Genomic DNA, 16,010 nt, shown 5'->3' on the forward strand with positions numbered 1-16,010 from the left:
TCCATTCTCCATAACATGAGTGTTTGTTGGGCAAAATTCTCCAAGGATTTGGGCATCCTAATAAAAACGATATAATGAAGGGTTGATTATGCCAAGTTCCAAAATGTGCCGACGGTCTTTTTTGTTTTTAGGAGGTGCTGTCTTGGCACAAGGATTAACATTGGCACTCCCCGCAACTGCTCAAACTGTACAAGTGAAGAGGGGTAAGGTAAATGGTTTCTCTTTTTATCAAACTATTATTGACCTTACTGATCCCAAAACTTTCATTACTATTGGTTTAGCGAATAATGCAACTTTGGCTAATACTAATCAAAAAACTAGTGGTGATGAAGAATTTAACAACCTAGTAGCTCGTCATCGCGCTGCTGTCGTTGCTAATGGTACTTTTTTTGCCAAGAATTCTCAGAAAACAGTGATGGGTAACATGGTAGCGGCAGGGAGATTCCTCAAATACAGCCAGTGGGAAAATTTTGGCACTACTTTGGGGTTACGAGTTGGCAATAAACCGGAAATGGTGACAGCACGGGTTGATGGTAAACCGCAATGGAATCAACATTGGTTGTCTATCACCTGCGGGCCTAGGCTATTGAGACAGGGACAAATTTGGCTGAAGCCGGATGTTGAGGGATTTAAAGATCCTCATGTTTTAGGTACTGGCGAACGAACTGCGATCGGGTTTCCTGCTGATGGTATAAAGCTATTTTTGATAAATTTTGATAATGGTTTAACTTTACAGCAAGAAGCGCAAGTGATGAAAGCGATCGGCTGTCACGAAGCGATGAACTTAGATGGTGGTGCATCAAAAGCCTTTGCTGCTAATGGTAAAATTTTAGTCCCCGCTGGACGCCCACTAACTAATGTGATTGTTGTTTATGATAGCAAGAATCCTGCTCCTGCTGATTTACAACAGTCATGGGTAAGGTTTCAAAAAGGCGATCGCCCCATAATACCTGGTGCTTAAAAACGCGAACGTGGGCGATCTTTTAACTCAGCAATCGGAACTCAGCACTCTTCATAGAGTCCCTTGTCGTTAAGCTGTGATGATGTTGGATGCTTCGGCAATAGGCTCAACTTGTATTGGTGGTGCTTTCTCCTCAAAGGTAGCTAAATCAAACCAAAAGGTAGTACCAACGGCGACTTCACTCACTAGATGAACTTTACTATGATGTCTGTCAATGATATTTCTGACAATCGATAAACCTAAACCAGTTCCTTCTAGGGTGTGAACTCGGTTTTCGACGCGAAAGAAGCGTTCAAAAATTGAGTGTTGATCTTCTGTGGCGATGCCAATTCCAGTATCAGAAATTTCAATCCGCACTGGAGCAGATTCAGTGTGACTGGGCTTGAAATCTAGTTGGTAGGCACGGATTACTACTTTACCACTGGCTTTTGTAAATTTAAGGGCATTACCAATCAGATTGCCAAACACTTGTACTAACAGATCGTAATTACCTAAAACTAGCGGCAAATTAGGGGCAACTTCCTGAAGCAGTTCAACACCTTTATCTTTTGCATTGAGTTGATAAGTACGTAAGGTTTGCTCGATCGCTTGGGCTAAATCTACGCCATCGAAGCTGTAGTTGCGACCAGATTCGAGTTTTGACAAATCCAAAACATCGTTAACTAAGCGGGTTAGGCGATCTGTTTCATTGTTGACTGTTTGCAGAAACTCTTGCCGTTCTTGTAAAGCTAAGTCTTCGCCGTAGTCATGCAAGGTTTCAATATAAGTTTTGATGTTAAATAGAGGCGTTCGCAGTTCGTGAGAAACGTTGCTGATAAATTGACTTTTTGCATCGTTTAATTCGACCTCACGGGTTATATCTTGAATAGTAATGGCAATACCTTTGATGCTTTCCCTTTGCAGGTTGAGTACTGTAGTCAAGAGAATGCGGATTGTTCGGGGGATGGGTTGGTTAATAAAAATTCGGAATTCGGCGCTTTCGCATTCGCCTGCTGCCATTTTGTACAAGGGACGGGTGATTTCCATTTGTACAGATGAGGGTAAGTGATGTAAGACATTGTTACCTACCACATCAGCGGCTTCCCAGCCAAAAATCCGTTGTGCTGTCGGGTTGACTAAAATCACCTGCATATTGTTATCAATCAACACGGCACCATCTGCGATTGTTGAAACTAGGGTTTCTAGCTTGGCTTTTTCTGCGGTCAGTTCCTCAATATTCTGTTCTTCATAGCGCTCTAATCGCTCTCCCATTTCATTAAAGCTTAAAATTAATTCCCCTAGTTCGCCCCCTAAAGGTAAATCAATGCGTTGCTTAAAATTCCCGGTGGCAATTTGCTTTACTCCCACTAGCAGTTCTTTAATGGGCTTGGTGATAGTTAAGGCGTTAATCACTCCTGCCAAAATCACCATTACCCAAATCGTGATAAAAACGGCAATGGTGACATCGCGGGTAAAATTGGTGGAGATCACAGCAGTCTGATTGGGATTGATACCAATCGCTAATACACCTAAGTATTTCTGATTGACGATCAGAGGAATAAATACATCGGTGACTATCCCATCTGGGGTCGTGTGTTGCCGCACCATTGGTTTTTCGTCATCACCAGGGTAATCTTCTGGCAGTTGTATCCGCCGTTTAATGGTGAGGGAATTTTCTACCTCCGCTTCCCAAAAAGGAATACCAAAAAAGATTTCCCCAGTTTCATCAGCGTAAAGCATATAACGCACACTAGAGGTGCTGCTATAGAAACGTTGGGAAAATTGGGCAACCTCTGTAAGATTATTGTCAGCGACCAAGGGGGCAACGTTGGCAGCAAGAAGCAGTCCTAAGTCACGACCGAAGCGGGTGTCATTCATCCGCGCATCCTGCTGAATTGTATTCACAGCCCAGAAAGTCAAACCACTCATCACCAAGGAAACTACCATTGTGGCCACAGCCAGCAGTTTAGTCTGGAGTGTGAACTCATACCACCAACTAGCGATCGCATCTCGAATTGTTTTTAACAGACTTAGCATCTTAAATAAAGTTGTTAGTAATCTTTGTTATAAAGCCCAACAACTAAAAAATTAACAGTTAATTTGACAAACATGTTAGGGGAATGAGGAAGTGTAGGAGTTATCTCTGTTAAGGTGGTCTTAACGAATTTACCTCATTTGGGCGATCGCAGTTGATATCCAGTTAAGGATTCGCGGCTTAAACCCCATTTTTTCGACTATTGGCTACGCACAGATGAGCAGTCTAACAAAAATCCAATCTGTCGTGATTTTGAGCTAGTTATCCGGCTCAGGTTAGCGGCAGCGAGTAAACTTGAACTCAGCAGATATTCAAACCGACGCGCCACAGCTACGATGCTACTGCAAAATTTGTGTACTGCCGCATCTTAGGCTCATGGAATGCCAACACTATATCTTCCTTGGCAACACCCGCACCAACTAGGTCAGTTGCGATCCCATTTTCAGTCCAATCTTCCTCGATCCAGAATTTGCAATCTCGAATCCGCACGTAGACGGTCATACCAGTAATGCGTTCGTCATTTTGCCAACCAAGGTTCATCCAAATATAGTGACCCTTTGGCTCATCAATAATCAAGAATGTTTCGATGTCTCGGTTAGGACGACAGTTACATAGTTCTATATACTCCGTCAATATCCGCTTAATTATCTTGGGATACTCAGTTAATTTATCCATTGTGTGATTATCCTCTGTCTCTGTATCGACGACAATGAGCGGAAGTTGATGTTTATGGAGGATGAGTTGAATCACATCTTGCTTGAAAAAGGTTTTATAAGCGATCGCACCAACAGCAAGGTAAAGTTTACGGTCTGGCGCTGTTTCCTCTAAAAGATAACGGTAGATGTCATACTGACCGAGAGCTTATTTCAAATCTTGTATCTTTGATGCACCAACAAAGCTTTTCACTTCAACGACAAGTTTTTGTCCATCTCGTTCAGCCCCAATTGGGCGTTCAGCACCGAGATCAGCGTATAAGGTTGTTCTTCGATACTGAATTACGTAGAGGTCGTCTGTAATCGCCCAGCCGTCCTTGATGAGTGCGTTTTTTACTGCGTTATGGATAATGTCTAACTTGGGCATAGCTTAAGTATAAGTCATCCTTCAAGCCGACATCAGAGTATATGCTTATGGGGTTTCTCTCTGCTTCACACTGACCACTCTATGACCGATATCTCTCCGGTAATATATCCCCTCAAACTGAATATATTTGATCCCTGCGTAGGCTTGGGCGATCGCTTGCTCAAAATTTTCTCCGATTCCAGTCACATTTAAGACTCGACCCCCATCTGTGACTATTTCTTGTTGCTGGTTTAATTTTGTACCTGCATGAAATACAGTTGCTCCTGTTGCCTCTGCTTCTTCAATGCCAGCAATCACCTGTCCCTTCTCATATTCTCCAGGATAACCACCGGAAGCTGCAACTACAGTGGCAGATGCTCCCCCTTTCCAAGCAATGGGTGGCAATTCACTCAATCGCTGTTGTACACAGGCTAGAATCAACTCTTCTAGGGGTGTTTCTAGCAGTGGCAAAATTACCTGGGTTTCTGGATCGCCGAAGCGACAGTTAAATTCCAAAACCTTGAAGTTGCCATCGGGTGCAATCATTAATCCAGCATACAACACACCTCGGTAATCAATGCCTTTAGCTCGTAAGGTGGCGATCGCTCTTTCTAAGACCTCTGTTTGAATGCGCGCCATCAACTCTGTTGTCGCAATGGGTGCTGGGCTGTATGCTCCCATCCCGCCAGTATTTTCTCCTGTATCACCATCACCAATTCGCTTATGGTCTTGTGCTGGCAGCAAGGGTCTAATTGTCAACCCATCTGTTAACGCTAAAACTGATACCTCTTGCCCAATCAAACATTCTTCAATGACAACAAATTCACCAGCACTACCAAATTGTCCTTGAAAAATCGCATCAATTGCACTTTCTGCCTCTGCAACGGTTTCAGCCACCGTTACACCCTTACCAGCCGCCAAACCATCAGCTTTCACAACAATTGGCGCTCTCTGAGATTTAACGTAAGATTTAGCTACCGCAGCCTCCGTAAATACCGCAGCCCGTGCCGTCGGAATCCCTGCTTCTTGCATCAGGGCTTTTGCCCAAGCTTTACTCGCTTCAATTTGCGCTCCTGCTCTCATTGGGCCAAATACCATCAATCCTTTGTCTTGGAGGTAATCTGTGATTCCCTTAGAGAGGGGGACTTCTGGCCCAACGATTACCAGAGTTATGCCATGTTCTAGAGCATATTGGCTTATGCCCTCGAAATCATCTACAGTTAGGGGCAAGTTCTGGCAACGTTCCATACTTGCTGTGCCCCCATTCCCTGGTACACAGATAACTTGCTCAATTTGCTTAGATTGCAACAGTTTCCATGCCAGAGCATGTTCGCGCCCCCCATTACCGACAACTAAAACTTTCACAGATTTCCTCGTGCGTTCCTTGCAAAACGAGAATGCCTTGGCGGCTCTCGCGGATCAATTTTTTCATCAATTCTCCCACTTGTGCAAGCCCCAAATACTAAAAAGGCTTGCGATTGCTTTGCTTCACTGCATTCCACTCGCAATGAAAAATTATGTTTTTTCACATTTGGGATGCTCCCATGAATACAGCGTAAGCGTTTCATTGATTTAGAATAGGTAGTTTATTTACGCTGTGTTGTACTACCTTTAGCTTATATTTGGGTTGGCGATAACAATGATGTACAAATCTAGATTTTTACCACTTGGATTTTTTATGCTGTTCATAACCAGTTTATGTATCGATGTAGCGTAGTTCAAAGCAAATTTTATTAAATAAAAGGAAAGTAAAGGAGTGCCCAAAAAACATCAAAAAAATGTATGGAAAAGTGAGATTAATGACATCATCAGAGGTGCTTGCGGAGGTTTTTTATTTGGCATACCCTTGTTGTACACAATGGAAGTTTGGTGGATTGGCTCGCGGGCCAAACCACAACTGATGATGATTGCGATCGCATTGATGTTTATTGTGGTTTACTTGCTCAATCAGATAGAAGGCTTTCGGAAACGCAGATATAGCTGGATAGCTCATCAAGCCGCAATGGATACTGTAGAAGCGATCGCGATCGGAATAGCTTGTTCTAGCTTTGTGCTATTATTATTACGAGAATTGACACCAGAAACTTCCTTAAGGGAATCTTTAGGTAAAATCATCTTTGAAAGTGTGCCTTTCGCCCTCGGTGTAGCATTAGCCAATCAGTTCTTGGGAGATACTGAAAATAGTGATGGAGAAGCCCAAGCCACCGATCGAGGAAACGGCACAATCAATAACCAAGGAGATGAGTTACATGCCACCTTCAGCGATTTGGGTGCAACTCTCATTGGTGCGACTGTAATTGCATTTAACATTGCTCCAACAGATGAAGTTACCATGCTTGCAGCCGCAACCTCGCCACCTTGGGAGTTAGCAATGATCGCCGCATCTTTGTTAATTTCTTATAGCATTGTATTTCAGGCAGGCTTTTCTGACCAGCAAAAACGTAAACAGCAAAAGGGAATTTTCCAACGGCCATCTAGCGAAACTATTGTGTCCTACTTAGTATCACTGCTAGCAGGCACTTTTATGCTATGGTTCTTTCAAAAGTTAACTTTTAGCGACCCTTGGACAATGTGGTTAGATCACACATTGATACTAGGTTTACCTGCAACTATTGGTGGTGCAGCTGGAAGGTTAGCAATATGACTAAAAGAGAACAACAACCAGGCTCAATAGCCGAGTGGGTAACATTCAGCATCGCCTCACTTATCCTAGCAATCATTGTGAGTCTGGTGGGCTACACTTGGTTGAACGAAAAAAATCAACCTCCCATCCTTTCAGTCACAAAAAAACAAACCATTCGGGAAATTGGTGGTCAATTTTATGTTCCTTTTGAAGTTGTGAATACTGGAGGAGATACAGCTGAGTCAGTTCAGATTATGGCTGAGTTACTAATTGACGGCAAAGTTACAGAAACAGGAGAGCAACAGATCGACTTTTTATCGAGTGGGGAAAGCGAAGAAGGCGCATTTATATTCAGCCAGAACCCGCGCCAAGGTCAGTTAAATCTGCGCGTTGGTAGCTATAAATTGCCATAATCGCGTGTGATTATAAATCACCAACAACCAACAACCTGCAAAGATATCTAGTTATTGAAGGGTAGTAGCTTAAGCTTTGACCGAAAACGACTCATGATACAAGCCCCTAAGTTTATTAATGGGGATCATTAATTTTTAATTTTTAATTCGGAGCGAAGCGACGTAACCTTAGCTTTTGACCAAACACCATTTTCATCTTCATCATACTGCTGGTGAATAGTTTCCCAAGCAGCTTGTTCGGCTGTAAACTCGTCACTTTTCTCATTAAGTACAACATTATAGCGCTCAATGAATGTACTTTGAGCTTCGGCAGAAAGATGAGCGCGAACTTCAGGAGACAAGTCTTCTGGACTGTTGCACTGTCCAGAACAAGAACGAGCCAGAGTTGTTTCAATTGTGTGAATTTCTTCGCCACCAGCAGTTTCGAGCAGGAATTGAAATTCGCCAGAGCGATCGCTCGGAACTTCTGCCATCACGAAAAACTCACCAGCTTGTAAGCGAGTTTGGTAGATAGCCGCTTTATCTTCTGGCATTCCCAAAGCAGTTAGAACCGATACTAGACCTACACCTGCACTACCTGCGATCGTACCACTGGCAGCCCCCAATAGCACTGCACCAATAGGCCCCTTGGGCCGACAAAGGGAATAAACAATACACCTACACCCGTAAGCAAGCTGAGAAAGGAACCAAAAACTGCTCCTGTTCTCAAACCTCCCAGAATCACATCTTTTTTACTAATCAAACCAGCGATTCTCGTTTCCGACTGGAAATTTCTGCCCATGACTGAAATATGATCTCTAGGCACACCCCTATCTAGTAAACGTCGAATCACATCATCAATTTGCTTCTGAATCTTTGAATATGGCAGATATTGTGCGTTCTGCTTTATATACTTCTGCCATATAAATACTGCTTGTATTATGTTGTTTTTTCAATGAATATAATGAACGGGTAGATGTAGATCAAATACGCTTCGGCTAAGGTTTTTTGATGAAAAATATAGATCGCAAAGATGCGATAAATCGCCGTCAACACGAAAGACTAATTGTAGAGACGGCGATTTATCGCATCTAAACCTAATGACTAAATCGGCGGGCGGCTATCCCGGATACCCCTCTTGTTGGGATGGGATTCCCTGCGATTTTCGTTGAGGGAAAAATCAATCCTCCCTCAACTAATTTCACAGTCAGACACCCTCAACTTAGACGTTATGACCTATACACCTACAGGAGTCTTAGCCTTTGCTGCTGGCTGTCTACCATCTGGATCTAATGCTTCCCCTTCAATAAATGAACGCAGCATCCAAGCGATCTCCTCATGCTGTTCCAACAGTCCAGTTAAAAAATCAGCAGTTCCTTGATCGTGAAAATTATCACCAGACTGATCTACATGATCTCTTAAGTTACGAATAACCTGCTCGTGGTCATCCACTAGATTAGCTACCATCCCCGTAGCTGTAGGAACATTACCAGCATGTTCCTTGAGGGTAGCAAGCTTGAGAAATCCCTCTAAAGTGCCAACTGGATAACCGCCCAAAGCACGAATCCGCTCTGCCAAGGCATCAATATTTAGAGTCAACTTTTGGTAGTGTTCTTCCCAAAGCTGGTGCAAAGAGCGGAATTGAGGGCCGACGACATCCCAGTGGTACTTTTTGGTTTTCACCAGCAATAAATAGGCATCTGCCAAATCTTGATTTAACAGATTAATTACACCTTCACGCTGTTCATCGGTCAAACCAATGTTTATCGCACGCATTATTTTTCATCCCTAAGCAAACTTATTTATTAACTTCCCAAATTTTCTACCTAATCCACATCAACCAAAGGAAGCATTATGAGTTTAAATTAATTATCACATTACATAGTTGTACCTATGTCTTAATAGGTAGTACCGCCAGGCAAAATTCAAAGTTTAAAATCCAGAAATAATACAGCGTAAGCATTTCATTGATTTTAAATGGGTAGCTTCTTTACGCCGTGTTGTAGTAGTACTATTCAGATAATGGGAATTTTAACAATTAATATAGATTTATTTATTTTTGGTAAAACAAATAATCGCGATCAGCTATTGCGCCTTTAATTTGCATTAATATTTTTTCAATATGATTGTGGGGTGGGCCGAAAAGCCCGCCCTGATAATGCCAGTATTAATATAGTAGTCGATTAAGACCGTTGTAAGCAAAACTCCGCAAAGTATCTAGCCTATTTTCCCTAAGTGTTTAACAAATAATAATGGGCGATCGCTCTTACGCAATCACCCATTAATACCGACAAATTACCAAGGTATTAACTCTATTTCTTACCTGTAACTTTCTCCAACAAATTCTTTACATTTTCTTCTACTGATTTTGCGCTCTGCGAATTGCCAGGATTCTTTTGCTGGTCAATATCAGCATCTCCCTGAACCTCATTAAGTCCTTTGTTAGACTCCTCCTGAACCTTTTCCAGTCCTTGTGGTGGTTCTTTAGCAGCTTCGTCAGTTTTGCGCTGAATATCAAGTAGTTGTGTAGTACCTTCGGTAGGCTTACTTTGGTAGCTATCGATTGCAAAAGCAGGAAAAGCATTAGAGAATAATACTAGGGCACAAGTAAAAGCTACGACTAGGAAACGTACTGGACGGAAAATAGATAAAACAGAAGCAATAGTCTTCATTTGAAATCCTCGTTACAGCTTTGACAACGCAGAACTTTCACCGAAAGAGCGAAGCACATACTCTTATTTAGCAATTTGAGCAATAATAAAAATTGTCAGCTGCGCTTCAATCTAGAAGTTCTTGAACAATGAACCTAGAAGTTCAAATTTAAGCTCTTCTTTTCAGGTTCCTTGGTTATACTTTTACTTTGACGATGCTAATGTCTGCATCAATCTCTAGAATGAAGTTTACTACATCTTTAGTTATAATAAAATAAATCTCTAGGTATATCGACTTAATCTTTAATGGCTCTGCTATTGATGTTCCGTTAGCTCAACTTTATCCAATCGAAGAAATTTTTGGATTAATCCGGTTCAGTTAAGCCCAAAATCCATGGTAGAGACGCGTTAGCTTGAAGAGGCGAAGCTTTGCGTCTCTAAAAGTCTCAAATCAGTACTACAAATCCTTAACCGAAGCGTATTGTTTTAAGGACTATGCACCTGAGACACTTTTTATAGAGTATCAATTTATACACAAAATATCTTCCTTTAAACTTGATAAGTCTGCTTTATTACTTCTTCTATTGAACTTAGGCGATGGAACATTTCTATTAATTCATGCGATCTTGTTTTTCGCTTTGCCAGCAGCACTTTTAGTAGTGTTAAATAATGAACATCTGAATCATCTCCCAAAGCGACTTCGGCTGCTTGTAAGACTTTTGTCGCATTTCCAAAAATATCCTCGTTGTCAAAACCTTCTTTTGCAGAAAGTTGATGTAGTGCAGCATCAGGTACAGTTGCTCTACCCAGCAAAGTCTCATCTAAAACCAAACCTTTCAATAATGTCAGCAAAGCCGCATAGGTTAAAAAATCATCACAACTATCACAAGCCTTAAATTCAATACGTCCTACTTCAGCCGGAATGCGGGCGATTTTTGTCAAAGAAGGTATGCTATTAATCAGTTGTTCTTGTTTTTGAACAAAAACTAAAGTTGCTGGTCTTTTTCCAGTTCTGATAAATGTTCGTACTGATAAACCATCCCATAAACCTCCCTGATAAAAAGGAGAACTATAACTGAAAGGGACAATATATGGGCTGTAATAAGTTAACTTCCTACCAATATCAATCACACTTTCTATAGACAAATCTGCCACTGAAATATTTAAATCTGGCCCATAAGATACCATGTGAATATTAGCAGTCTGTTCGTCAGGATAGGCTTCGAGCTGTTTGATTTCATAATCGTTTAACGGTGGCTGAGGCTCAAAGGCTGGATTGTAGGGATTGAAACTAACCAAAACTGGTGATAACCCAAAATTACTAGCAACTTCACGTAGTAAGTGAAAACTTTCTGATAATTCAGTAATAGCACCTTGAATATTAGAATGGATAGTTGTCCTAATTTCAATACCTTTAACATGACAGTCTATTACCTCATCGGAATCTGCAAATCTTTCAAATCCCTCAATATACCATCTCTTCTTCTTAATCCCTGCATCCCCGACACGTAATTGAGGATAGTCGCTGGGGTATGTAGGTAGCCTTTCAATAATTTGATTGAAATCAGCAAATTTTGTGTGGGAAAAATCAGCAAACTTTCCTTCTTTATTTAAGAAAGCGACTTCATGCTCAATCCCAAAGAAAAACATTATGTATACCTTAATTGTTTAGAGTTAACCTAATATAGTAATCCTAAATCATTCGTGAAAATCGGATAAGATTGCATAGAGGAGGAAGTAACAAGCAGGTTTGTATCCTGACAAACTTCCATCACTGTGTAACGCAAATTGCAGCCTTGAATCTTATTTATTTTTGAATGGTGAATTTTCTCTGCTCCTCCCACTACCTTCATACTCACTGATTAGGGTAGCGTAGTAGTGACTGAGGAAAGCTTGAGACGTGAGTTTATGACAAGTACCGTTCAATCCCCCTACAGCAGCGAACAGATTGCCGCTTGGTTGCGTGGACTGCTAACCATTGCTTGGGCAGATGGTAATTTTGATGATCAAGAACAGCAATTAATTGCCAGCATCACTAAAGATGAATTAGCTCTTGGGATGAAATGGGACTCACTAGAGGTAATTACGCCAGAGGAATTAGCCGCAGTGTTGGGTAAAGGTACGCCAGCAGCGGAAAATTTTTTAAGGACAGCAGTGATGGTAGCGATCGCAGATGGTACGTATTCTCCCAGCGAAGATGAGGTTCTACAACAGTTCTGCCAAGCCTTAGAACAGCCAGAGAATTTTTTGGAAGCCCTTCGCCACACCCTAGAACACCCAGAACAAATCACCCCCACTACCCTCACAACTGGACTTACAAAGCGTCAAATTAATGCACTACACCCACTGCGTGACTGGCTGGATGGGTTAGATATCCAAGACCCAAGAGTAGCCCGCTTTTTGTGTAAAATGATTCCCTCGCAGTGTCCCTTTGAGCGGGATGTCACCTTATTTGGACGCAAGATTGTACATGTCCCACCAATGTGTAAAATTAACCCCTTGTATGAGCAACTGGTAGGCTTACGTTTTCGTGCCCTCTCTTATCTAGCAGACAAATGTGGTGAAGATGTTTCAGCATATATTTAGTTAAAGTGGAGAGTGAGGAGTTATAATTTTTAACTCCCAATTCCTAACTCCTCACTTCTCACTCTTATTTAAGTATGCAATTTATCGACCAAGCAAAAATTGAAATTGAAGCTGGCAAAGGTGGCGATGGTATTGTCGCCTTCCGGCGAGAGAAGTACGTGCCCACTGGTGGCCCCTCTGGTGGTAATGGGGGGCGAGGCGGTTCGGTATTTTTCGTTGCCGATGAAAACTTACAAACCTTGCTGGACTTCAGATATAATCATCGCTTTCAAGCAGAAAAAGGTACTCGTGGTGGGCCAAAGAACTGCACTGGAGCCGCAGGAAAGGATTTAATGATTGAAGTTCCCTGCGGTACAACCATTTATGATGCTGAAACTGGTGAATTGCTGGGGGATTTAATTGAGCCTCAGCAGACTTTACTGATTGCTCAAGGTGGTAAAGGCGGGCTAGGAAATCAGTATTTCTTAAGTAACCGTAACCGCGCCCCAGAATATGCACTGCCCGGATTACCAGGGGAAATAAAGCAGCTGCGCCTAGAATTAAAACTTTTAGCAGAAGTGGGGATTATTGGCTTACCAAACGCTGGTAAATCTACTCTAATTTCATCTTTATCAGCAGCACGACCAAAAATTGCAGATTACCCATTCACAACCCTGATCCCGAATTTGGGTGTAGTGCGGAAACCTACTGGCGATGGTACCGTTTTCGCCGACATTCCCGGACTAATTGCAGGAGCGGCTCACGGGGCTGGGCTGGGGCATGATTTCTTGCGCCATATCGAGCGCACACAGGTGCTACTTCACTTGATTGATGCCACTAGTGATGATGTGGTTAGAGATTACAACACAATCAAGGAAGAATTAAAAGCTTATGGACAGGGTTTAGCAGAACGTCCGCAAATATTGGCACTGAATAAAATTGATGCAGTCGATCGGGAAACTGTCGATTTGGAGGCGTTAGCCAGCCAACTTAATCATCTCTCCTATGCCCCGGTTTTTGTGATTTCAGCGGTTACTCGCACCGGATTAGAGCCGATGTTACAGGAAATTTGGGAAATTCTCGACCAAATGAAAGTTCCTGAAGCAGTGGAGGTATTTAGCTGACGAATTATGTTGGCATATCCTGGCTCAAGGGAATTTTAATCACAAACTCAGCGCCTTGTCCTGGCTGCGAAATACATTCTAAGAAACCGCCATGTCTTTGTGTAACAATCTGATAGCTGATGGCAAGTCCCATCCCCGTACCCTTGCCGATGGGCTTGGTGGTAAAGAAGGGATTAAATAGTTGTTTATGAACATCTTCTGTTATTCCCAATCCATTGTCGGCAATCTTAATTGTTACCAGATTTGGCTCTTGTAGTTGGGTACAAATGTAAATTGTCGGAATTGGGAATTGAGAAGAGGCAGAGGGGCACTTAGCAGGGAGCAGAGGGGAAAGAGGTAATTTTTTATTCTCCCCCTTACCCCCTGCTCCCTGCTCCCCTGCTTCTTCCCCGCTCCCCACTCCCTCTTCTAAAGCATCGATCGCATTTGACAAAATATTTATGAATACTTGATTTAGCTGCCTAGCGTAACATTCAACCAGCGGTAATTTGCCATACTCTTTGATGATTTCAATTGTCGGGCGTTGATCATTACCCTGGAGGCGGCTTTGCAAAATCATCAGAGTACTGTCGATTCCTTCATGAATATCAACAGCTTTCATTTCGGCTTCATCCAAGCGCGAAAAAGTTCGCAGGGAAAGCACAATCTCTCGAATTCGGTTGGCCCCACCTTTCATTGAGTTGATTATTTGTGGCAAATCTGATTTCAAAAATTCCAGTTCGATTAGTTCTACAAAATCCTCAATTTCTGGCACAGGTTCAGGATAATGACTTTCATAGAGTTCTAAAAGTAAAAATAAATCTTGGGTGTATTCCTGGGCAGGCGTGAGGTTGCCATAGATAAAATTGACCGGGTTGTTGATTTCATGTGCCACTCCTGCGACTAGTTGCCCCAAGCTAGACATCTTTTCACTTTGAATTAAGTGAGTTTGGGTATGTTGAAGTTCCCGGAGTGCAACTTTAAGTTCTTCAGCTTGTTGTCTTAGTTGCGCTTCTGACTTTAAGAGGGCTCCCTTAGCTTGTTTGCGTTCTGTAATGTCCCTAGCAACAGCTACCCGACAGAAAGGCTCTCCTGTTTTAGGATGTTTAACTATAAACAGGCTGCAATCAGTGGGGATTTCTATACCTGTTTGAAAATGTCTATGGCGAAACTCGCCTTGCCAGAAACCATTTTGCAACATCAAAGGAATAATTTGTTGCTGAAACTCGGCAAAAGCTTCTGGTGAATGAAAATCAACCACTGACTTGGTTTTGGCTGCTTCTAAGCTACTAAGTCCCAACATCTTGAGTCCGGCTGGGTTCACATAAGTAACTTGCCCTTCCATTGAAGAAATGCCAATAAAGTCACTGCTGTTTTCAATCAAGGCGACAAATTTTTGTTGTTCCTCTTCGGCACGTTTGCGTTCTGTGATGTCTAACACCATTGAAGCAACGCCAATCACCTGCCCATCAGGAGCCACTAACGGATTGTTATACCACTCGCTAACTATTACTTTGCCATCTTTAGTGATGTTCTCATTAATACTAAAGCTTCCTCCGCGTTGTGTTAGCAGGGCGGTGATAATCTCATTTACGTGCTTTTTGGCATTTTCAGGTATTATGACCTCAAAACAATTCTCCACCATTTCCTGTATGGTGTATCCAAAGATTTTTTCTGCCGCCCGATTCCATGTCTGAACCTCAAATTTGGTATTCCATTCAATAATGGCTAAAGGTGTTTGCTCAATCAGCAACGCTAGTTTTTGCTGTGAAGCCCTGAGTTCTGCCTCTGCTTGCTTGTATTCGGTAATATCGCGGTAATACCAAATTCTACCGTAATAGTCTTCTAAAGGTAATATCTCATCACAAGTCCCTAGCTGTTTATGCACAGGTACAGAATAGCGTTCAAAAATCTTTCCAGACTTCAGGAAAATTTCATCACGGCTACTTTTTTCTAGATGCTGGTAAAGATATTCTGTTTTAGCGAGAAATTCGTCTGGATTTACTAGTTGGTCTAGCACCCATCTCAAAATTTGACGAGCATCGCGTGTTTGGAGTAGTACGGCAGGAATTTGCCATAACTGGGAGAATTTCTGATTGGATGATATAACTGTACGATTTTCATCAATAATCAGAATTCCGTCGATGGAAGCTTCTTGTTGAGCTTGGAGTAAAGCATTAGTGCGGTGTAGGTTTTTCTCTGCTTGTTGGCGTAAGCGCAACATAGCTTGCTGTTCGCTGATGTCTCGAAGCAACCAACGCCAGCCGACCTGCTGACCCTGTGAATCATACATAGCAACCATCTTGATGCTAGTAGGGAAAACTGTACCTACTCGTAACTTTAGATGGACTTCCCAATCCTGTACCTGCTGCAAATTTGCCAATTTGACCATGACAGTTTGGTGGTCTGCTTCAGCGACAAAGAGAATGAATGATTTACCGATGAGATAGTTTTGTCTCACAGATAGCAAGGCTCCACTTAGATGGTTAGCCTCTTTGATGATGCCAGCTACATCAGTTACTAAGTAAGCATCTGGGGCCAGATCAAACAAATCCTGGTAATGCTGCCGCTCTAATTCCGCCGTTTCGGATACCGTTGGCGAATTCCCTAAACAGCTAAACTGAACCGATTAGTTCAGCGAT

Annotated in this window: 11 protein-coding genes and 3 pseudogenes; 5 read left to right on the forward strand and 9 right to left on the reverse strand. The window is 42.3% G+C overall.

Annotation, left to right across the window (positions count from 1 at the left end):
• Window positions 1-88: 88 nt before the first annotated feature.
• Complete coding sequence (locus tag HWQ39_RS34250) at window positions 89-961, forward strand: phosphodiester glycosidase family protein (RefSeq protein ID WP_292854822.1); 873 nt, start codon at window positions 89-91, stop codon at window positions 959-961.
• A 69-nt stretch (window positions 962-1,030) separates the two neighbouring features.
• Here the strand turns inward: HWQ39_RS34250 and nblS are convergent, their stop codons facing one another.
• The 3 genes and pseudogenes from nblS to purD form a co-directional block, all read right to left on the reverse strand.
• Window positions 1,031-2,977 (reverse strand): two-component system sensor histidine kinase NblS, encoded by a 1,947-nt coding sequence (nblS, locus tag HWQ39_RS34255; protein WP_292854825.1) that lies wholly within the window; start codon window positions 2,975-2,977, stop codon window positions 1,031-1,033.
• Window positions 2,978-3,305: 328 nt separating this feature from the next.
• A pseudogene (locus HWQ39_RS34260) lies at window positions 3,306-4,055 on the reverse strand (element excision factor XisH family protein).
• 45 nt (window positions 4,056-4,100) lie between these two features.
• Complete coding sequence (gene purD / locus HWQ39_RS34265; protein ID WP_292854828.1) at window positions 4,101-5,399, reverse strand: phosphoribosylamine--glycine ligase; 1,299 nt, start codon at window positions 5,397-5,399, stop codon at window positions 4,101-4,103.
• Window positions 5,400-5,790: 391 nt separating this feature from the next.
• Between purD and HWQ39_RS34270 the strand changes: the two genes are divergently transcribed.
• The gene (locus HWQ39_RS34270; protein WP_292854831.1) at window positions 5,791-6,678 is read left to right on the forward strand and encodes a TIGR02587 family membrane protein; all 888 of its coding nucleotides are present in this window, start codon (window positions 5,791-5,793) and stop codon (window positions 6,676-6,678) included.
• Window positions 6,675-7,070 carry a TIGR02588 family protein gene (locus HWQ39_RS34275; RefSeq protein ID WP_292854833.1) on the forward strand — a complete coding sequence of 132 codons (396 nt, stop codon included), beginning with the start codon at window positions 6,675-6,677 and terminating at the stop codon, window positions 7,068-7,070. Before HWQ39_RS34270 ends, HWQ39_RS34275 begins: the two co-directional genes overlap by 4 nt.
• A 128-nt stretch (window positions 7,071-7,198) precedes the next feature.
• On the opposite strand, the pseudogene HWQ39_RS34280 reads toward HWQ39_RS34275, so the two are convergent.
• From HWQ39_RS34280 to HWQ39_RS34295, 4 genes and pseudogenes are all read right to left on the reverse strand, one after another.
• A pseudogene (locus HWQ39_RS34280) lies at window positions 7,199-7,972 on the reverse strand (ChaB family protein).
• A 313-nt stretch (window positions 7,973-8,285) separates the two neighbouring features.
• Window positions 8,286-8,825, reverse strand: coding sequence for a Dps family protein (locus tag HWQ39_RS34285; protein ID WP_292854835.1), 540 nt, complete (start codon window positions 8,823-8,825; stop codon window positions 8,286-8,288).
• 536 nt (window positions 8,826-9,361) lie between these two features.
• Window positions 9,362-9,721 (reverse strand): hypothetical protein, encoded by a 360-nt coding sequence (locus HWQ39_RS34290; RefSeq protein WP_292854838.1) that lies wholly within the window; start codon window positions 9,719-9,721, stop codon window positions 9,362-9,364.
• Window positions 9,722-10,249: 528 nt separating this feature from the next.
• The gene (locus HWQ39_RS34295) at window positions 10,250-11,350 is read right to left on the reverse strand and encodes a glutamate--cysteine ligase (RefSeq protein ID WP_292854840.1); all 1,101 of its coding nucleotides are present in this window, start codon (window positions 11,348-11,350) and stop codon (window positions 10,250-10,252) included.
• Between the two features lie 258 nt (window positions 11,351-11,608).
• On the opposite strand from HWQ39_RS34295, the gene HWQ39_RS34300 reads away from it, so the two are divergent.
• Window positions 11,609-12,286: a Mo-dependent nitrogenase C-terminal domain-containing protein gene (locus HWQ39_RS34300; RefSeq protein ID WP_292854843.1), complete on the forward strand. Its 678-nt coding sequence runs from the start codon at window positions 11,609-11,611 to the stop codon at window positions 12,284-12,286.
• Window positions 12,287-12,360: 74 nt separating this feature from the next.
• Window positions 12,361-13,389 carry a GTPase ObgE gene (gene obgE, locus HWQ39_RS34305; RefSeq protein WP_292854845.1) on the forward strand — a complete coding sequence of 343 codons (1,029 nt, stop codon included), beginning with the start codon at window positions 12,361-12,363 and terminating at the stop codon, window positions 13,387-13,389.
• Window positions 13,390-13,393: 4 nt separating this feature from the next.
• Here the strand turns inward: obgE and HWQ39_RS34310 are convergent, their stop codons facing one another.
• Both HWQ39_RS34310 and HWQ39_RS34315 read right to left on the reverse strand, forming a co-directional pair.
• Window positions 13,394-15,592, reverse strand: coding sequence for a PAS domain S-box protein (locus HWQ39_RS34310; RefSeq protein ID WP_292854853.1), 2,199 nt, complete (start codon window positions 15,590-15,592; stop codon window positions 13,394-13,396).
• 15 nt (window positions 15,593-15,607) lie between these two features.
• Window positions 15,608-15,925, reverse strand: a pseudogene (locus HWQ39_RS34315) (PAS domain-containing protein); the annotation flags it as partial.
• Window positions 15,926-16,010 lie beyond the last annotated feature (85 nt).

It is taken from the genome of Nostoc sp. NMS8, from assembly GCF_017115045.1.
Taxonomy (GTDB): domain Bacteria; phylum Cyanobacteriota; class Cyanobacteriia; order Cyanobacteriales; family Nostocaceae; genus Nostoc.

What these genes read in the sequence shown, in the direction of transcription:
- HWQ39_RS34250 (WP_292854822.1), top strand. Translation starts at nt 89, where the DNA reads ATGCCAAGTTCCAAAATGTGCCGACGGTCTTTTTTGTTTTTAGGAGGT.
- nblS (WP_292854825.1), bottom strand. Translation starts at nt 2,977, where the DNA reads ATGCTAAGTCTGTTAAAAACAATTCGAGATGCGATCGCTAGTTGGTGG.
- HWQ39_RS34275 (WP_292854833.1), top strand. Translation starts at nt 6,675, where the DNA reads ATGACTAAAAGAGAACAACAACCAGGCTCAATAGCCGAGTGGGTAACA.
- HWQ39_RS34285 (WP_292854835.1), bottom strand. Translation starts at nt 8,825, where the DNA reads ATGCGTGCGATAAACATTGGTTTGACCGATGAACAGCGTGAAGGTGTA.
- HWQ39_RS34290 (WP_292854838.1), bottom strand. Translation starts at nt 9,721, where the DNA reads ATGAAGACTATTGCTTCTGTTTTATCTATTTTCCGTCCAGTACGTTTC.
- HWQ39_RS34295 (WP_292854840.1), bottom strand. Translation starts at nt 11,350, where the DNA reads ATGTTTTTCTTTGGGATTGAGCATGAAGTCGCTTTCTTAAATAAAGAA.
- HWQ39_RS34300 (WP_292854843.1), top strand. Translation starts at nt 11,609, where the DNA reads ATGACAAGTACCGTTCAATCCCCCTACAGCAGCGAACAGATTGCCGCT.
- obgE (WP_292854845.1), top strand. Translation starts at nt 12,361, where the DNA reads ATGCAATTTATCGACCAAGCAAAAATTGAAATTGAAGCTGGCAAAGGT.
- HWQ39_RS34310 (WP_292854853.1), bottom strand. Translation starts at nt 15,592, where the DNA reads ATGTTGCGCTTACGCCAACAAGCAGAGAAAAACCTACACCGCACTAAT.